The organism is Selenomonas sp. oral taxon 126 (genome assembly GCF_001683335.1).
Lineage (GTDB): Bacteria > Bacillota > Negativicutes > Selenomonadales > Selenomonadaceae > Centipeda.
The window spans coordinates 1,508,773-1,525,556 of the sequence record NZ_CP016201.1 but is presented as its reverse complement, the minus strand read 5'-3'; the positions used below and the strand labels follow the sequence as shown (position 1 = coordinate 1,525,556).

Here is a 16,784-nt window from a genome sequence, read left to right as displayed (position 1 = left end):
GGCAGAGAGTTCCATGGGCGCAAAGAGCCCTCCATCCGTGTAGCGTGTTCCCTGCCAAAGCAGAGCGAGAAGCACGTGCCAAAATAAGCCTGAGCGGCTCACCTCCCTGCCTGTATATCCTCATCCGACAATTTTAGTGAGCCATGCAGCGTCATGGCGTTTTCTTTTGTAATCCCATACTCCATCGATGCCAGGTCATGTTGCGGCTCCACACGAGGCATTCCCTCAATGCCCAAGACATCAATCATCACATCGTAAATCAGGTCATTCGTCCAATACGCCTGTTCATGCGCCTTCAACCGAGCAAACACATCGGGACGCTCCTCTTGAAAAGCATCACTAAACCACATCACGAGCGGTATGCGTGCCATGCTCCAGGTAAATTTGGTCGCTTCATGGTACAACCTGCGATCAGGATCTTCGCCATGATCGGAAAAATAAACCATCCCCTTGAAGTTTGGCAGTGAATGAACCCGTTCGTAAATTTGGGAGAGTATGTAGTCGTTATACAACACGGCATCATCATACTGATCGACATAGGAGTCCTCCCCCGAAAAATGCGCATTGGGACAGCGATCCCGATAATCCGCATGACATCCCATCAGATGTATGATAATCAACGCATTTTTTTCACAAACTTGCGGAATTTGTGTAAGAAGTATATCATCATAGTATTCTGTGACCTGACTGTTTCCGAACATGCCATTCATCCATTTTTGATGCTGTGCCGTACTCGCAGTTTCTGAAACGGGCGTGTCGGCTACACCCAGTTTTTTTTGATTGCTGATCCAATACGTTTCATAGCCGACTGCGTTCGCCACTTCGACAATGGAATACGCATCCTTCAAATCCATCGCATTGTACTGGTTCTTTTCACTGAGCGCATAGGTCAACGCAGGAACGGTATGAACATAATTCGAGTAGGCATTGGAAAAGGTGACATTCTCTTTATTTTCACACTGGTCTTTCATCCACGGCGTTGTTTCTCTCGCATATCCATAAACCTGCATGTGGTTTCGCGTCTCTGCTTCACCAATCACCAGAACGAATACCCCACCAGAAGAAACAAGATTCAGTCCTTGCAGGTTTTTCAAGCGTTCTTCCCGCATTGCGCGTGCTTCTCCATAAGCACGATATTGCTGAAGTGCCACCTTCACTTCCATACCAATGTGAGCAGGAAGGTAATACTTCACTCCGTGATTCACAACGAAAAGCCCTATGAGCATAAAGAAAAGAAAAAGCAAAGACATGCGCCGGTCGCGCAATTGAACATCTACATGAAGGGCGACTCGCAGTGCTTTTATAGTACCGGCGACTGCAAAAAACAGCCCCAACGAACCACAAATCCAAAGGAAAATATTTTGATTTTTCAGGTATGCAAGTGATTCAGCCAGATTGGTTTGAAACAAGGTCAAGACAATGGCAGAGGATAAAACGTACCCGCCGCTGACAATCCAATATCCCCATACCAGAAGCGGCATAAGTACCACCACTGTTAAAGCCACAAAAGCTAGGCCACCGACGAAGCATCGTAAAACATCCGAGGAGATCTTTCGCGCAGCTCCATAGATCCAAGTCCAAAAAAGGAAATACGATGCACCAAACAAATAAGCGGAAGTTATTTCTTTACTGGCTACATGTGCTCCGTCAAAAAGCGGCACATATGCTGCGCTCACGAAAATAGCGACATAAAGTACAAACATAAGGATATATCGCTTTGAATATGCTACCATCGCCAACAGGATCGCTGTCCATACACCTAGGTACAAAAGCCTCCCCAATTCAACGATCCCATTGCCCTTACCCGAAAGGACAACCACTTGAAGAAGTGCCCCCAAGGAAACGACGATGAGTGCTGTGACCATATACGGCATCCATTTGCGACGCTGATCTGCCGCCCACTTTGTCATCATTTACTGCTTTACCTCTCTTTCAAAATCGCGCATCGATGAATGTTTCAAACCTGCAGTTCCTTCATTTTGAAGCAATTGTTTCGACGAGAGAAACAAAGTTCCTGTAGAACGCTTCTTCAGAAAATTTTTCTGCTCGCAACGGGCCTTCGTGACTTGCTTTCCTCCGCCAAGCATCATCGGCTTTCGCCCGCATAATCGCTTTCGTAAGATTTTTGACGATTTCATCTCTGGATACAACCAACGCGCATGCATCGTCAATATATTCGATCATACCGCCTGAGTCTGTCACAATCAAAGGAAGACCGGAACACATTCCCTCAATGGGAACCAACGGAGCAGCATCTTCACATAACGACGGTATCACTTGTAGGTCAGATATTTGATGATATTTGTAAAGCTCCTCATTGTTGATATATCCTGTAAATATAATCCGTCCCGTATGTTTCAACGCCAATGCATGAATATGCTCTGTATAGTCCGTCTCTCCTCCTCCCGAGAATCCACTGGAACCCACACAGAGCAAACGAATGTTTTTTTCGGGAATTTCTGTGATTGCCATTGCCAACTCAAGAACGCCTTTTATTGGAATCAGTCTGCCACAATAAAGAACAATAAAGTCGTCCGTGGTTATGCTCAGTGATGCACGTAGCTGTGTTTTTTCATCTTGTGACAGTCGCTTCTTGAAGCGAGAGAGATTTATTCCATTCCGCAGAACCAACACTTTGCTTTCCGGCAACAAATCCAACCACTCCCGACGACAAAATTCGCTCACAGATATAACATAGTCATAATATATATTTTTTGAGGGCTTTTCATGTAAATGACTGTGATAGGCGACTTTTTCGGGAAATTGTCTCTGAAATTTTTTATAGCCGATGATTTGACTGTCTTCTTCAAAAATAATAACATCCACATCGGGGATATTTTTTTGATATACCTATAAGACTTATAAATATACTCTGAGAAAATATGCCCCTTCATGAACTCTTCATTTTTTCTTTGTCTGAAAATACGGAAGTCAAGTTTTCCAAGAATGCTGTCTCTTAGAAACACAAACTTTGTGTCCTTGAACTTCTTTGTCAGTTCGCGTGCCTTCGCATTGTATGATTGGATAATTGTCAAATCGATTGCATGATGTATTTCGTTATTTTCTGCCAAACTGCCAATAAGAGATTCAACCGCTCCTCCGAAAATCGCAGGCGTAATTCCATAACGTTGGGCTATGATGACAACTTTTTTTCTGCTTTGCATGTATAATGCTCCCCTACATATCTATGTGCCTATCAACTGCCTTGATGAGGGTTATGTGCAAAAATCTACGATATGAAACATCCTATGAACAAAGATTTCCGACCATCCTTTGCACCAACTCATCCAAAGAAAAGCGCCGCACCGATTCCGCCCCATGCGCAGCAATCTGCGCGCGCATCTCATCGTGCTGCAGGTAAAAATCAATCTTCCGGATCAGATCGTCCACGTCGTCATACTGAACGAGATCGCGGTCAAAATCGAGCGTTCCGTTCGACTGCTGACCGCTATTCATCAGTTGGAATGTCTGCGTCGCCAAGATTTCAAATGTCCGTGGGCTGACGCTCCGGTGCACATTGTTATTGATGTTCAGGACGATCTTGCTGCGGCGATAGATCTGCGCCACTTCCTCAGGGGATAATGCTTGATTCATCAGGACGGGAAAGAGATGCGGATGTTTTCTCCGACAGGAGCGCACTTTCCAAGGATAACGATCATCATACCATCTCCCTCCCACATACATCCACCCCCCTGTATTGGACATATATGCGGCAACACGCTCCAGAACTTCCACACGCTGCGGCATCGGCGTTCCAACAAAAGAAACGTCAATGTCGCGCTCCACCTCCTTCGGATAGTAAACGAGAGGGTCGTAGCCAAGCGGAAGATAGGTCGTCTCGATGTGAAATGTCTGTGCGGCGTATTCGATATCTGTGTACTCGAAGGCAAAGACGTGCTGATAGCGCCGCATACGTTGTTGAAAATCCACGTCGTAGCGCCGCACGGAGTCCCACATCATGAGCACAGTCGAATGCCCCTGCCATATGTCCAACAGTTCGTCAGAGATCATACCTCCCGTCAGACACAGCAGCACAGAGTCCGCTCTCATATGTTCCCGCATAAATGCGATGCACGCACTCTGCCAATCCCGCTCCCATTTCTCCTGAAGCGACCGAAATCCCCATTTATAGAGACGCCGCCTCAGATACGAACAGTTCGTATAAAAGGGACGTTCGGCGTAGAAATCGACCGTATGTCCATCTACTTCCAGCGCGCGGACAATGCTCTCGGAGTAGCCGTAATAGAGAGGTCCCACTACAATAAAATGCACGTCAGCGCCTCCCTTTTCGCATATTATTTCAGCCGCATCAGATATTCGTCCAGTTTTGCCGTCCAGAGGTCATAGTCGAATGTACTGCGTGCAAGCTGCCGGATCTCCCGGCTCAGCGCGGGCAGCTCCGCTCTCTCCGCCGTCCTCTCCCATGCCGCAGCAAGTGCGGACGCGTCTTCCTGAGGTACAATTGTGCCGCAGCGTCCGCCATCCGTGAGCTCGTGCACAATTCCTCCAAAATTGGTGAGGATGGGATATGCGCCGAAGTACATTGCCTCGGACACGGCGATACAGAAACTCTCCGACCTGCTCGTCATGCACATGATCTTCGACCGTGCATAGAGCTCATATAGTTCCCTGCGGTCGCTCACCCTGCCGCAGAGAACGAGACGCTGTGCGACCCAAGGATCCCCCTGCGTGATTTTCTCAACGTATGCCCGAAAGTGTGCCTCAGGCTCTCCGACGATATAGAATTTCCAATCGTCGAATTTGCTGCGGTCGACCTTTTGAACGGCTTCGACAAAGAGTTCCGTATTCTTGACGGGATCGCCGGGACGCCCAACGGTCAGGATGATATTCTCTCGTTCCTTGGGGGCTTTGATCTCCGCGAGATCAACACCAAACAGCGATACGGGATTGGGCAAATACTCGATCCGATTGCGAAAAAGGCGCATATTCTTGAGGGTTTCATAGAAGGAGCGGTTCTCCACGGTGAAGAGGTCGATTGCCGCACTTTTCCAATACTCAGGTATGACCTTGAGCCGACGTAGGAAGGTACCGTCGTAAAAGTGTGCAAGCCCTCTTTCCCCCAAATCCATTTTGTTATACACTTTGATCTTTGGGTTCAGTTTTTTTGCCAGCCGCGCCAAGGAGTATGAGGCGCCTCCGTAATGCGAGAACATGAGGAAATCATAGTTCTGTGCGTGCAGCGTCAAATAGTTGGCTGCAATTTTTTTCTTGTCGGTGTACTTCTCCGTATCTCCAAGATGCTCCAACGAACAATACTCTTCAAATGCCGCATTATGGAGCGGTTCTTTGCCAAAATATGCGTAGGTGCATGACCAATGATGATTTTTCCCAAGATGATAAGGATAGGAGCACATATCTTTTGTTAGATGCGCAGCAACGGTTTCGTCAAAAAAAATCATCAGCAAGCGTTTCATGTTCGTGATGCTCCCATCCATCCTGTCCATCTTATAGATTCATTTTAACAAATTCGACATCCAATCGCAAACCCTCATGAGGAATTCTTTGTGAAAACGAGACGGTTCTCCTATTTGCAATTCATGGCTTTTCGTTTATACTCTTGCAGGTAGTTGTTATCATAATCCCGTTTTCATTCATCTTCTGTGACAGTATGCTATAATGGACACAGTTTTGACGGCTACGGTCAGAAGAATGGAGGATTTTTATGAAGCGTATTTCATTTGGCTCGCTTGTATGTGCAGCAGTTTTCGCGCTTGCGCTCGTTCTGCCGACGGGCACGGCTGCGGCGGAGGAGATGACGCCGACGCTGTCGATGAACGGGGTCGGCGTGGCACGGATCGCGCCGGATATGGCAGAGGTCACGCTCGGCGTCACGACAGAAGCAAAGGATGCGGCAAAGGCGCACGCGGAGAATGCGGCGCAGGCATCGCGTGTGCGGGATGCAGTAAAGGCGCTCGGCATTGCAGAGCGCGACATTCAGACGACGAGCTATGATTTCTCCCCGGTCTACGATGTGCGCGACAACGGGCGCAGCGTCACGACGGGCTACACGGTGACGAATGCAGTCGTCGTCAAGGTGCGTAATCTCACGAATGTGGGCAAGGTGATTGATACGGCACTCGCAAACGGTGCAAACCGCGTAGACTCGCTCGAGTTCTCGGCGAGTGATACGAACGAGGCAAAAAATACCGCGCTTGCCGACGCCGCGCGCGACGCACGGAGCAAGGCAGATGCCGTGGCGCGTGCGCTCGGTGTGCGCGTTGTCCGCGTACTGACGGTTCATGCAGATGCGCAGTCCTACACGCCGCGCAACTTTATGCCGATGATGATGGCGAAGGAGGCGTATGACGCCGGAACGCCGATCTCTGCCGGCGAGCTGTCCGTTAAGGCGTCGGTGAACGTCACCTATGTCATCGAGTAAGCGGGCGCGGGTCTCCGCTGTCGAGGCGATTCGCGGCATCTCGATGATGGGCGTGATTGGCATCCACATCGGCGCGGAGTACCTCGCGAATCCATCGCCAAACATTCATCTTGTAGCGCTCTTTGACATCGGCACGCGCTTCAGCGTGCCGATTTTTTTCTTTATCTCGGCGTTCGGCCTGTTCTATGGGCAGTCGCCGTCTGCGCCCTTTTCCTATCGGGATTTCCTCGTGCGGCGCGGACGTGCGGTCGTCATCCCCTACCTCGTGTGGTCGCTCTTCTATCTGATCCACGATGCGTACGCCTATGGTGTCGGCTTCCCTCCGCTCCTCTCGTTGCCGGGCATCCTATTCTTCGGAAATGCAAAGTACCAGCTCTACTTTATGGTGATCCTGATCTGGTTCTATCTGCTGATGCCGCTCTGGCGGATGCTGCTCGCGCGCATGACGCTGCCGCTGCTCGCTGTGATCCTGCTCGTGCAAATTGGGTTCGACTACTGGTCGAGCTTTGACACGGCATTCAACCTCTACGTCTACGGGCTGCCCGAGGGGACACTCCTGCGCGCCCTGCTCTTCTACCGGCTGAACTACTGGGTCATGCACTACGTCTTTATCTTCCTGCTCGGCGGCTATATCGCACTGCATTTCGATGCGTTCCGCGTGCTGATGGCGCGCCACACGACACGTCTCTATGCGCTCGGCATCGTGAGCCTCGCCGCGCTCCTTGCATGGTACTACAAGCTGATCCTCGTAGACGGCTACACGCCGCTCGAGGGCATCTACACGGCGCATCAGCTCTCGCCGCTCGGCATCTTCTACACCATCGGCGCAACGCTCGCACTCTTTGCGTTCTTCACGCGGCTCGGCACAGAGAACGCGCTCGGGCGCGCGTTCCAAGTCCTCGGAAAACACTCATATTTTATCTATCTCGCGCATCCCGTTGCGATTACGTATTTGCTCATGGTGATTCATGGACATGGCTATGTACTCACTGCGCCGCTTGCGCTCAGTATGTACGCGGCGACGCTGCTGCTGACGCTCCTAGGTGCGGTTGTTGTGCGAAAGATCGGGGAACGCGCGCCGATGGTGAATGAATTGACGATTGGTTTGAAACCGAAAAAGTAAATTGACAGCACAAAAGGCTGCCGCCGAAGATAATTCTTCGTGCGACAGCCTTTTGTGTGTTCTGATGTTGTTTAGAGGCCCGCTTCTTTCTTCAGCAGCTCCGCCTTGTCCGTATGCTCCCACGGCAGATCGACATCCGTGCGGCCGAAGTGCCCGTACGCCGCCGTCTGGCGATAGATGGGGCGGCGCAGGTCGAGCATCTTGATGATGCCCGCAGGACGCAGATCAAACGTCTTCTGCACGAGCGCAACGATCTTCTCATCGTCGATCTTGCCCGTGCCGAACGTGTCCACCATGATCGAGACGGGATGCGCCACGCCGATCGCATAGGCAAGCTGAATTTCGACGCGGTCGGCAAGCCCTGCCGCAACGATGTTCTTTGCAACATAGCGTGCTGCATACGCCGCACTGCGGTCAACCTTCGTAGGATCCTTGCCCGAGAACGCACCGCCACCATGACGTGCCCAGCCGCCATACGTATCAACGATGATCTTGCGCCCCGTGAGCCCCGAGTCGCCGTGCGGGCCACCGATGACGAACTTGCCCGTCGGATTGACGAAATACTTCGTCTCTGCACGCAGAAGCTCTGCGGGAACAATCTCCTTGATGACCTTCTCGATCATATCCTTGCGGATCGTCTCGAGATCGACCGCCTCGTCATGCTGTGTCGAGATGACAACCGTGTCGACATAGACGGGCTTGCCGTCCTCGTAGGCGACCGTGACCTGCGTCTTGCCGTCGGGACGGAGATACCTCAGCGTGCCATCCTTGCGGATGTCCGTGAGGCGGCGCGCGAGTTTGTGCGCAAGCACCGTCGTGAGCGGCATGTACTCGGGCGTCTCATTCGTCGCATAGCCGAACATCATGCCCTGATCGCCCGCGCCGATCGCCTCCGCCGCGTCCATCTTGCCCTCGCGGGACTCAATCGCCTGATTGACGCCCTGCGCGATATCCGGCGACTGCTCGTCGAGCGAGACGAGGATGCCGCAGGTGTCGGCATCGAAGCCGTAGCTGGCATTCGTATAGCCGACTTCACGCACGGTCTGGCGAATGATCTTCGGAATATCCGCATAGCACGTCGTCGAGATCTCACCGACAACGTGCGCCTGCCCCGTCGTGACAAGCGTCTCACACGCGACGCGCCCCTGCGGATCCTGCGCGAGAATCGCATCCAGAATGCTGTCCGAAATCTGATCGGCGAGCTTATCCGGATGCCCCTCGGTCACAGACTCGGATGTAAAAAGCATCTTCTTCATTTGGAACCTCCCTTAGTTCGTAAAAATATGAGCAAAGAAAACCTCGTTTCCATAAGAAAAGCCTCCCCGTCAAGATAAGGGAGGCCGTTGTCGCCGCTCTCATCTCATAGGCGCTTCGCCTAAAGGAATTGGCACCGTTGGCTCATGCGCCATGGTTGCCGCAGCTTCATCGGGCCATTCCCTCCACTGCTCTGGATGAGGTATATTCTCTTCTATACGTTGCATTGTAACGAATGCATGGCGCGTTGTCAAGGACTATTTTCACAGTTTTCTCGCCCCACTGTGCAAGCCCCACGCAAACACTTAGTTACGCAAGCGGTCGGGCACTTATCTGCCTAAATACCTGCGGACTTCTTAAACGCGCTTCGCTTGAACGAAAGAAATCCGCAGGGGGCAGAACGTGCCCTTTGCTCCGCTTGCTCCACTAGGGTTTGCTTAGGGGCTTCGCACAACAACAATCATTCAAATTTCCCTTGCAGCGCTTCCTCCAGCCGATCCAGTATCACGCCCGCAAGCTCTGCCTTCGGCATGAGCGGGTGATCCTCCGCGCGCCCGTCCGCAAAGAAAATCTGTACGTGATTCGTCGCTACACCGAAGCCCGCATCCTTCTCCGCGACGTTGTTTGCGACGATGAAGTCGAGATTCTTCTTCGCGAGTTTGCCGCGTGCGTACTCCGCGACGTTCCGCGTCTCTGCCGCAAAGCCGACGAGAATCTGATGCTGCTTCTTTTGCCCCAGTTCATAGAGGATATCGGGGTTGCGCGTGAGCGTCAGTGTCAGCTCGCCGTCCGACTTCTTGATCTTATGCGCTGCGATCTCTGCGGGGCGGTAATCCGCGACCGCCGCAGCCTTGATGACTGCATCCACCCCGTCATATTCTGCGAGCACCGCCGCGTGCATATCGCACGCGCTCCGCACATCGACGCGCCGCACGCCCACAGGTGTTGCGAGCGGTGTCGGACCTGCGACCAGCACAACCTCCGCGCCGCGCCGCGCCGCCTCAGCAGCAACCTCGAAGCCCATGCGTCCCGTCGAACGGTTGCCGAGGAAACGCACGGGGTCGAGTGCCTCCTCCGTCCCCGCCGCCGTCACGAGGATGCGCCGTCCCGCAAGGCTCTGCGCTCGTGCAAAATACTCCTCAACGATGCGGACGATCTCCGCCGGCTCGGGCAGTCGTCCCGCTCCCGTTGTACCACAGGCGAGCTGTCCCACAGCGGGCGGGATAATCGTCGTGCCGCGTGCCGTCAGACGAGCGACATTCTCCTGCGTGATGAGATTCTCCCACATCCCCGTGTTCATCGCGGGCGCAATGAAGAGCGGTGCGCGTGTCGCAAGCACACTTGTCGTCAGCATATCATCGGCGATGCCTGCCGCTGCCTTTGCGATGAAGTTCGCCGTGGCAGGTGCGACGAGCACGAGCTCCGCGAACTCTGCGAGCGCGATGTGTTCGACGTGATGATGCGGCTCGCCCCACATCGTCTCTGCGACAGGTTGCCCCGTGATCTCGCGGAACGTGAGCGGCGTGACAAAGGAAGTCGCCGCCCGCGTCATGATGACGCGCACATCCGCGCCTGCCTTTTTCAGGCGGCTCGCAATCTCAACCGCCTTGTATGCGGCGATGCCGCCCGTCACACCGAGGACGATGCGCCGCCCTGCGAGTGCTCCCACGTCAGACGCTCTCCTTGCAGAGGTCATAGCTGATCTTGCCCTCGGCGATTTCCTCAAACGCATTCGTGACGTTCTTCGTCGAACGCGCGCGCTCGGACTTCACGGGGTCCCCCTCGAGCAGCTGCCGCGCACGCTTCGCCGCGAGCACAACCATGCCATAGCGGCTGTCCACCTTCGTCAGCAGCTCATCCGTCGAGGGATTGACCATGCCGATTTCCACATTCGTCTTCATTGCTGTACCTCTGTCTTTCAAATTTCAAACTGCGAAATATCCATATCCGCACGCAGACGCTCCGCTGCGAGGATCGTCTGAATCCGATCCGTCGCCGCCTCCACTGTATCATTGAGCACGGCGTAGCGATAACGCTTGCCGAGCTGTATCTCATCGCGCGCCGCCGCAAGCCTCCGCGCGAGGCTCTCCTCCGTCTCCGTCCCGCGCCCCGTAATGCGGCGGCGCAGCTCCTCGAGCGAGGGCGGCAGGAGGAAGATGAACGTCCCGTCGGGGCAGCGCTCCATCACATTCAGGGCGCCCTGCGTGTCGATCTCGAGCAGGATGTCCTCGCCCGCCGCACGGCGCTCCTCAATCGGCGCAAGCGGCGTGCCATAGTAGTTGCCGTACACATCCGCATACTCGAGAAAAGCACCCGTAGCGATCATTGTCTCAAACTCCTCGCGTGTGCGGAAATAATACTCGCGTCCGTCCTCCTCCCCCTCACGCGGGGCACGCGAAGTCGCGGAGACGGAGTAGGCAATGCCTGTCTCACGTGTGAGCAGTTCCTTGCAGACCGTCCCCTTACCCGTGCCGGACGCGCCCGAAATCACAATGAGAAGTCCCTTTTTCACTCTGCCGCCTCCTTTGCATTTGTCATGCGCCCCGCAATCGTCTCCGGCTGGAGTGCCGAGAGTACGATGTGGCCGCTGTCCAGAACGATGACGGCACGCGTCCGCCGCTTGTACGTCGCGTCGATGAGCCGCCCCGCCTCGCGCGCATCCTGCACCATGCGCTTCACCGACATGGAGGTCGGCGCAACGATGGCGACCATGCGCCCCGCGAGGACGATATCGCCGAACCCGATACTCACAGTCTCCATGCGTCACTCCAAATTCTGTACCTGCTCGCGCAGCTTCTCGACCTCGTTCTTCATCGCGACAACAATCTGCTGCGCGGCGGCATTGTTCGCCTTCGAGCCGATCGTATTCGTCTCACGATTGATCTCCTGCAGGAGAAAGTCAAGCCGCCGTCCGACCGGCTCCTCCTCGGCAAGGATCGCACGGAACTGAGCGAAATGACTCGCAAGCCGCACAAGCTCCTCCGTGATGTTCACACGGTCGGCATACAGTGCCGCCTCCTGCACAATGCGTGTTTCATCGTGCGTGACTTCCTTGAACTCCGCCAGAACATCCGCGAGATGCGCACGGTAGTCCGCCACGATCTGCGGTGCGATCTCCTTCACCTGTGCACGCTGCTCCTCAAGCAGTGCAAGCCGCTTCTCAAAATCGCGTGCGATGTGTGCCCCCTCGGCAAGCCGCATCGCATCGAGTGCCGTGAGTGCCTGCGCCGCCGCATCCAGAAACACCGTGCGTGCGCCCGTGATATCCGCCTGCTCACACACGGAGATCACCCCATCATACTCTGCTGTCATCCGCACGCCATCGTTTAGCGGTGCATCCACTGCGCGGGCGACCTTTCCGAGTGCCGCATAGTACGCACGCGCCAGTCCCTCGTTGACATGGACATCGTACTGCTTTTCACTGCGATCCTCGAAGTTCACATAGACATCGAGCTTGCCGCGGGCAACACGCGTGCGGATAAGGGCGCGCAAATCGTTCTCCCACGCACCGAACGCGCGCGGCATATGCGGCGCAATCTCAAGAAACCGCTGATTGACCGCCTTGATCTCGACCGTCACGCGGTAGTCGGCATTCTCCGCCGTCCCCGCGCCATAGCCCGTCATGCTCCTGCGCTGCGTACTCATAGCGTCCCCTGCCATTCGCCCGTGAAGACCGGCTCGGCGGGTCCCGTCATGAAAATGTGCCCGTTCTCATGCCATGCGACGTGAATCACGCCGCCGTCGACCTCGATCTCCGCCGCGCGGTCGAGCACATTGTTCAGCACGCCCGCCGTGAGCGTCGCGCACGTTCCCGTCCCGCAGGCGAGCGTAATGCCCGCGCCGCGCTCCCAGACGCGCATACGCGCGTGCGTGCGGCTCTTCACCTCGACGAACTCCGTATTGATCTTGCGCGGAAATGCGGGATGGTTCTCGAACTGCGCGCCCAGTTCCAAAAGAGGGAAGCTCTCTGCATCGTCCACAAAGATCACACAATGGGGATTGCCCATCGAGACGCAGGTCATCTTGTACACCGTACTGTCCACCGTGAGCGGCTGTGCGATAATACGTTCCGCACCGAAGCCCGCTACGGGGATTTTCTCCCCTTCGAGCACAGGCACGCCCATATCCACCTCGACCGCCGTCACATCCCCATCCGATAGAATGATGCGCGGCACCATCGTCCCCGCAATCGTCTCAATCGTGAACTGCTCCTTCGCCACGCGCCCGTAGTCATAGAGATAGCGCGCAAAACAGCGAATGCCGTTCCCGCACATCTCCGGCTCCGTCCCGTCCGGGTTGAACTCACGCATCCGCACATCCGCCGTCTCCGAGGGGCAGACCACCATCAGACCGTCTGCACCGATGCCGAAATGCCGATCGCACATCTTCACCGCGAGTGCCGCAAAGTCAATCGGCTCTTTATCCAGAAAATCCACGACCACGAAATCGTTGCCGCAGCCCTGCCATTTTGTAAACTCCATCGATTCACCGCCTTGCTGCACGTATTGTACTATGAAATCCCCGTGCGTGCAAGGCGCAACGCTTGCCTATTATGCTGTTGATGTGTATAATTTTTAAGAGTATGTTCCACGAGCGCCCCTATCGGCTCACTACGTTCGCCACTTCCCCCGTTGCGACGGGGGAAGCTAATATGCCGTAATCTCAAAGCCTCCCCCGCCACTGCGGGGGAGGTGGCACGCCTCGGCGTGACGGTAGGGGCGCCGACAGCTTATACACATTTATACCGATCGAAAGACGATAGGAAACGTAAACCGAATTTTAGAATATAAAGAGGTAATACTATGAGCCTTGACGGTTTCTCCATGTCCGCCCTCGTCCGCGAACTCGCAGACGCGCTCACGGGCGGGCGCATCGATAAAATTAACCAGCCGAATAAGCAGTCCATCGTCCTCTCCGTGCGCCAGCCCGGACAGAACCGTCTGCTCTACATCAATACGAACGCAAGCAACCCATCCGCGCATCTCATTGAGACCGCGCCCGAGAACCCTGCCGAGCCGCCGACCTTCGTCATGCTCCTCAGGAAGCAGCTCGAGACGGGACGCATTGCCGCCGTGCGGCAGGAGGGACGCGACCGCATCATTCACCTCGACATCGACGTGATCGCGGGCGGCGGGCGCATCACAACGCGCACGCTCACACTCGAACTCATCGGCAAATACAGCAACATCATCCTCAACGAGGACGGCATCATCACCGAGGCGCTGCGCCGCATCGGCGAGAATACGAGCCGTGTGCGCACCGTCTTCAAGGGCATTCCCTACACTCTCCCGCCCGTACAGGACAAATATGATCTCTTTACGGCAGACATCACGGACATTATCACACGCATACAGTCGGACAGCGAGGCAAAACTCTTTCAAGCCCTTATTGGCTCTGTCCTCGGCTTTGGACCCATCTCAGCAAAGGAGATCTGCTTTCTCGCGGGACTTGCACCGAACATCCTCATTTCTGCACTGGATTCAGCAGACTTCACGGAAATCTCCCACGCACTTACGGAACTCCGCACATGGATGAAAGAGCCCGCCCCCTCCCTGCGTCTGGACGAGAATGGCAAAGTTACGGCGATGGCGGCATTCCCCCTCAGCGAACTTCCCAATACACAACGCATCTCCTATCCCACGCTCAGCGCACTGATGATTGACGCGGACAAACGCCTCGGCAGCTACGTCATCCCCGACCGCGAACGCTTTCGTCGTCTCGTACGCACCGAGCTCGCCCGTGCACGCGAGAAATATGACAAGCTCGGCACAGAGATTGCAGCGGCTGAGAATGCCGAGGAACAGAAAATCTATGCCGACAACCTGATGACCTATCAGTATCAGTACAGTGACCACGCCGACGACGAGATCACCGTCCCGAACATCTACAGTGAGACTGGTGAGACAATTACCATCCCCCTCGACCGCCGCATCGGCATCATCGCGAATATGCAGGCGTACTACAAGAAATACGACAAACTGAAGCGTGCCCAACAGCTGCTCGCCGTCCAACAGGAGCACTGCATGGCGAACATCCGCCACCTTGAGAGCATCGAGGCATCCCTTGACTCCTCCACGCGTCTCGCCGAGATTGCCGAGATCCAGGACGAACTCATCACCTCGGGCTATCTCCACGAGAAACTCCCGAAGCGCAGCAAGGATCGCCGTGCGCGCCCCTTCTCCTTCACCGCGCCCGACGGCTCTGTCATTCTCGTCGGCAAGAACAACACGCAGAACGATGCCCTGACATTCAAGACTGCCGCACCGACGGACATCTGGCTGCACGTCCGCGACATCCCCGGCTCGCACGTCATTCTGCGGACAAACGGAGATGCGCCGACAGAACAGGCACTCCACCTCGCCGCTCAGATTGCCGCACATTATAGCAAGGCGCGCGGCTCCTCGAACGTCCCCGTTGACTACACCGCCGTCCGCTTCGTCAAGAAGCCTTCGGGTGCCGTCCCCGGCTTCGTCCGTTTTATCAACGAGAAAACACTCTTTGTCACGGAGGATGAGGAGGAACTTGCCCCGATACTTGCACAAGGGAAGCGCTGATAAAATGAGGTATGCCAGATTGGCGTAGATTTTTTGTCCGATTGAGGCAGCAAACCGAACGCATAGCCAAAGCTATGTGGAGGATTTGCTAACGAAAAGCGGGCGAAAAAGATACGTCAAGATGGTCGTGCCGAATTTATCAGTGCTTCCCAAGATCCAACTGTGGGATAATCTGCACAACAAAAGGCTGTCTTAGGGAATCATCTGATCCCAAGGCAGCCTTATTTCGTGTACGCTCTTACTGAACCGTTATGCCGTGCTCCCGTGCGAGTGCCCGTATGTCCTCCTCCGAAAGTTCCTCCATTTCCTCATTACTCAGATTGTTATTCATATAATATTTCTCTTGATACAGCTTCCTTTTCCAGTTTATCTTCAACTTCTTTTTTTATATCAATTTACTCCTCCACAACTTCTATACTTTTAAATGTATACCTTTATCTCTTAAATTTTCTATGCAATCAGCCAGATATTCAATATTATGCTCTTTGTAAATTGGACTGCCTATAATTTCCTCTTTAAGATTATCGTACTTTTCTGCTGTCCTTCCTCTATAATTTTTATCTTTCCATTCCGCAGAAATATTATATCCTCTTTTTTCCATCTCCTCCATAACCAATACATGGTAAATAAAAAGATGATACGGGGAATATGTAAACACATAGTCCACAGTTTTATGTTTCTTTTTCCATCCATTGCCCCTCAGAGCACAACATTCCCTATGTTGTCCAAGAAGCTGATTTTTGGGCAATAAGTGGATAAGCTTTTCATGCCATAGTCTCATATTGTTCTCCTGTTAACAAAGTTGATTTTTCTAAGGAATCGCTGATAAAAGACTGCGTGGTGTAGGGACATTTTTTTCAGCCATCCATGCATCCATGACTTCGACGAATTTCCGAATGTCGGCTTCGTGCAGCGGATAATAGCTGCGCACAATTTTTTTCATGGGTACGGCTTCAAGTATGGTCTCAAATGGGATGTTTTTCAACCATTGATAGTAGGCAAGCGCCCATCCTGCCCAATATTCAGGGGATTTTTCTGCATAGAGCGCAGGAGGTTGAGGAGGCTGCTCAATATTTAGTTCCCAAAGGCAGTCCCACAAGAGCTCACAGCCTGTTCGCCCCGCAACGTAGCGTGGGTTTCCCTTGCCGAATTGATCCGCAACACCGGAATCCATAAAGTAGGCTGCTGTTTCCTCGATGGGGATATGGCAGGTGTTTACGGCATAATCAAACATGTTGCCAAGATTCTCTTGTGCATCCTCGATATAGAGGTCTGAGTAGGATCTCGTCATCATTCTTTATCCCCTCCTGGATGATGCGCTCGATGGTGAGTTTGTTCGGGATGCGAATTTGCCCTCTGAGGGATTTCCGATAGGTCTCTCGCGCACGCGTATCACGCTGCATATAGAGACCAATATATTTCTGTGCCGTCGGATAGGCTCGTTTGAACTCAA

At 53.8% G+C, this 16,784-nt stretch carries 16 protein-coding genes and 1 riboswitch; of the genes, 3 read left to right on the top strand and 13 right to left on the bottom strand.

The window, feature by feature from the left end; all coding sequences use genetic code 11:
• Positions 1-98: 98 nt before the first annotated feature.
• From AXF19_RS06850 to AXF19_RS06830, 4 genes are all read right to left on the bottom strand, one after another.
• A complete protein-coding gene (locus AXF19_RS06850; protein ID WP_066846786.1) occupies positions 99-1,913 on the bottom strand; it encodes a phosphoethanolamine transferase in 1,815 nt (604 codons plus the stop codon).
• A 61-nt stretch (positions 1,914-1,974) separates the two neighbouring features.
• Positions 1,975-2,826, bottom strand: coding sequence for a glycosyltransferase family 4 protein (locus tag AXF19_RS06845; protein ID WP_172837367.1), 852 nt, complete (start codon positions 2,824-2,826; stop codon positions 1,975-1,977).
• 420 nt (positions 2,827-3,246) lie between these two features.
• Complete coding sequence (locus AXF19_RS06835) at positions 3,247-4,272, bottom strand: CgeB family protein (protein ID WP_066846776.1); 1,026 nt, start codon at positions 4,270-4,272, stop codon at positions 3,247-3,249.
• A 23-nt stretch (positions 4,273-4,295) separates the two neighbouring features.
• On the bottom strand, positions 4,296-5,267 hold the full coding sequence (locus AXF19_RS06830; protein WP_237141535.1) for a glycosyltransferase family 4 protein: 972 nt from the start codon (positions 5,265-5,267) through the stop codon (positions 4,296-4,298).
• Between the two features lie 416 nt (positions 5,268-5,683).
• Here AXF19_RS06830 and AXF19_RS06825 point away from each other — a divergent pair, with 416 nt between their 5' ends.
• Entirely contained in the window at positions 5,684-6,400 is a 717-nt protein-coding gene (locus AXF19_RS06825; RefSeq protein ID WP_066846770.1) for an SIMPL domain-containing protein, read from the top strand.
• A complete protein-coding gene (locus AXF19_RS06820; protein ID WP_066846767.1) occupies positions 6,387-7,523 on the top strand; it encodes an acyltransferase in 1,137 nt (378 codons plus the stop codon). Before AXF19_RS06825 ends, AXF19_RS06820 begins: the two co-directional genes overlap by 14 nt.
• A 71-nt stretch (positions 7,524-7,594) precedes the next feature.
• On the opposite strand, the gene metK is transcribed toward AXF19_RS06820, so the two are convergent.
• The 7 genes from metK to dapF all read right to left on the bottom strand — a co-directional run bounded on the left by metK (position 7,595) and on the right by dapF (position 13,258).
• Positions 7,595-8,779 carry a methionine adenosyltransferase gene (gene metK / locus AXF19_RS06815; protein WP_066846764.1) on the bottom strand — a complete coding sequence of 395 codons (1,185 nt, stop codon included), beginning with the start codon at positions 8,777-8,779 and terminating at the stop codon, positions 7,595-7,597.
• A 96-nt stretch (positions 8,780-8,875) separates the two neighbouring features.
• Positions 8,876-8,981, bottom strand: a riboswitch (SAM riboswitch).
• A gap of 256 nt (positions 8,982-9,237) precedes the next feature.
• Positions 9,238-10,446, bottom strand: a complete 1,209-nt coding sequence (gene coaBC, locus AXF19_RS06810; protein ID WP_066846762.1) for a bifunctional phosphopantothenoylcysteine decarboxylase/phosphopantothenate--cysteine ligase CoaBC — start codon at positions 10,444-10,446, stop codon at positions 9,238-9,240.
• A gap of 1 nt (position 10,447) precedes the next feature.
• On the bottom strand, positions 10,448-10,678 hold the full coding sequence (rpoZ, locus tag AXF19_RS06805) for a DNA-directed RNA polymerase subunit omega (RefSeq protein ID WP_066846758.1): 231 nt from the start codon (positions 10,676-10,678) through the stop codon (positions 10,448-10,450).
• A gap of 17 nt (positions 10,679-10,695) precedes the next feature.
• Positions 10,696-11,289 carry a guanylate kinase gene (gene gmk, locus AXF19_RS06800; protein WP_066846755.1) on the bottom strand — a complete coding sequence of 198 codons (594 nt, stop codon included), beginning with the start codon at positions 11,287-11,289 and terminating at the stop codon, positions 10,696-10,698.
• The gene (locus AXF19_RS06795) at positions 11,286-11,537 is read right to left on the bottom strand and encodes a DUF370 domain-containing protein (protein ID WP_066846752.1); all 252 of its coding nucleotides are present in this window, start codon (positions 11,535-11,537) and stop codon (positions 11,286-11,288) included. Before AXF19_RS06795 ends, gmk begins: the two co-directional genes overlap by 4 nt.
• A gap of 3 nt (positions 11,538-11,540) precedes the next feature.
• Positions 11,541-12,422, bottom strand: coding sequence for a YicC/YloC family endoribonuclease (locus AXF19_RS06790; RefSeq protein ID WP_066846749.1), 882 nt, complete (start codon positions 12,420-12,422; stop codon positions 11,541-11,543).
• Positions 12,419-13,258, bottom strand: coding sequence for a diaminopimelate epimerase (gene dapF, locus AXF19_RS06785; protein ID WP_066846746.1), 840 nt, complete (start codon positions 13,256-13,258; stop codon positions 12,419-12,421). The genes AXF19_RS06790 and dapF overlap by 4 nt, the downstream gene beginning before the upstream one ends.
• 321 nt (positions 13,259-13,579) lie before the next feature.
• On the opposite strand from dapF, the gene AXF19_RS06780 reads away from it, so the two are divergent.
• Complete coding sequence (locus AXF19_RS06780; protein WP_066846744.1) at positions 13,580-15,331, top strand: Rqc2 family fibronectin-binding protein; 1,752 nt, start codon at positions 13,580-13,582, stop codon at positions 15,329-15,331.
• Between the two features lie 412 nt (positions 15,332-15,743).
• Here the strand turns inward: AXF19_RS06780 and AXF19_RS06775 are convergent, their stop codons facing one another.
• Together AXF19_RS06775 and AXF19_RS06770 are read right to left on the bottom strand one after the other, a co-directional pair.
• Positions 15,744-16,112, bottom strand: a complete 369-nt coding sequence (locus AXF19_RS06775; RefSeq protein WP_066846742.1) for a TIGR02328 family protein — start codon at positions 16,110-16,112, stop codon at positions 15,744-15,746.
• 30 nt (positions 16,113-16,142) lie between these two features.
• Positions 16,143-16,625: a transcriptional regulator gene (locus tag AXF19_RS06770; protein WP_066846740.1), complete on the bottom strand. Its 483-nt coding sequence runs from the start codon at positions 16,623-16,625 to the stop codon at positions 16,143-16,145.
• Positions 16,626-16,784 lie beyond the last annotated feature (159 nt).

Coding starts and splice junctions, on each gene's coding strand:
- AXF19_RS06820 (WP_066846767.1), top strand. CDS start 6,387: ATGTCATCGAGTAAGCGGGCGCGGGTCTCCGCTGTCGAGGCGATTCGC.
- dapF (WP_066846746.1), bottom strand. CDS start 13,258: ATGGAGTTTACAAAATGGCAGGGCTGCGGCAACGATTTCGTGGTCGTG.
- AXF19_RS06770 (WP_066846740.1), bottom strand. CDS start 16,625: ATGATGACGAGATCCTACTCAGACCTCTATATCGAGGATGCACAAGAG.
- AXF19_RS06825 (WP_066846770.1), top strand. CDS start 5,684: ATGAAGCGTATTTCATTTGGCTCGCTTGTATGTGCAGCAGTTTTCGCG.
- AXF19_RS06775 (WP_066846742.1), bottom strand. CDS start 16,112: ATGAGACTATGGCATGAAAAGCTTATCCACTTATTGCCCAAAAATCAG.
- AXF19_RS06850 (WP_066846786.1), bottom strand. CDS start 1,913: ATGATGACAAAGTGGGCGGCAGATCAGCGTCGCAAATGGATGCCGTAT.
- AXF19_RS06790 (WP_066846749.1), bottom strand. CDS start 12,422: ATGAGTACGCAGCGCAGGAGCATGACGGGCTATGGCGCGGGGACGGCG.
- metK (WP_066846764.1), bottom strand. CDS start 8,779: ATGAAGAAGATGCTTTTTACATCCGAGTCTGTGACCGAGGGGCATCCG.
- AXF19_RS06795 (WP_066846752.1), bottom strand. CDS start 11,537: ATGGAGACTGTGAGTATCGGGTTCGGCGATATCGTCCTCGCGGGGCGC.
- rpoZ (WP_066846758.1), bottom strand. CDS start 10,678: ATGAAGACGAATGTGGAAATCGGCATGGTCAATCCCTCGACGGATGAG.
- AXF19_RS06780 (WP_066846744.1), top strand. CDS start 13,580: ATGAGCCTTGACGGTTTCTCCATGTCCGCCCTCGTCCGCGAACTCGCA.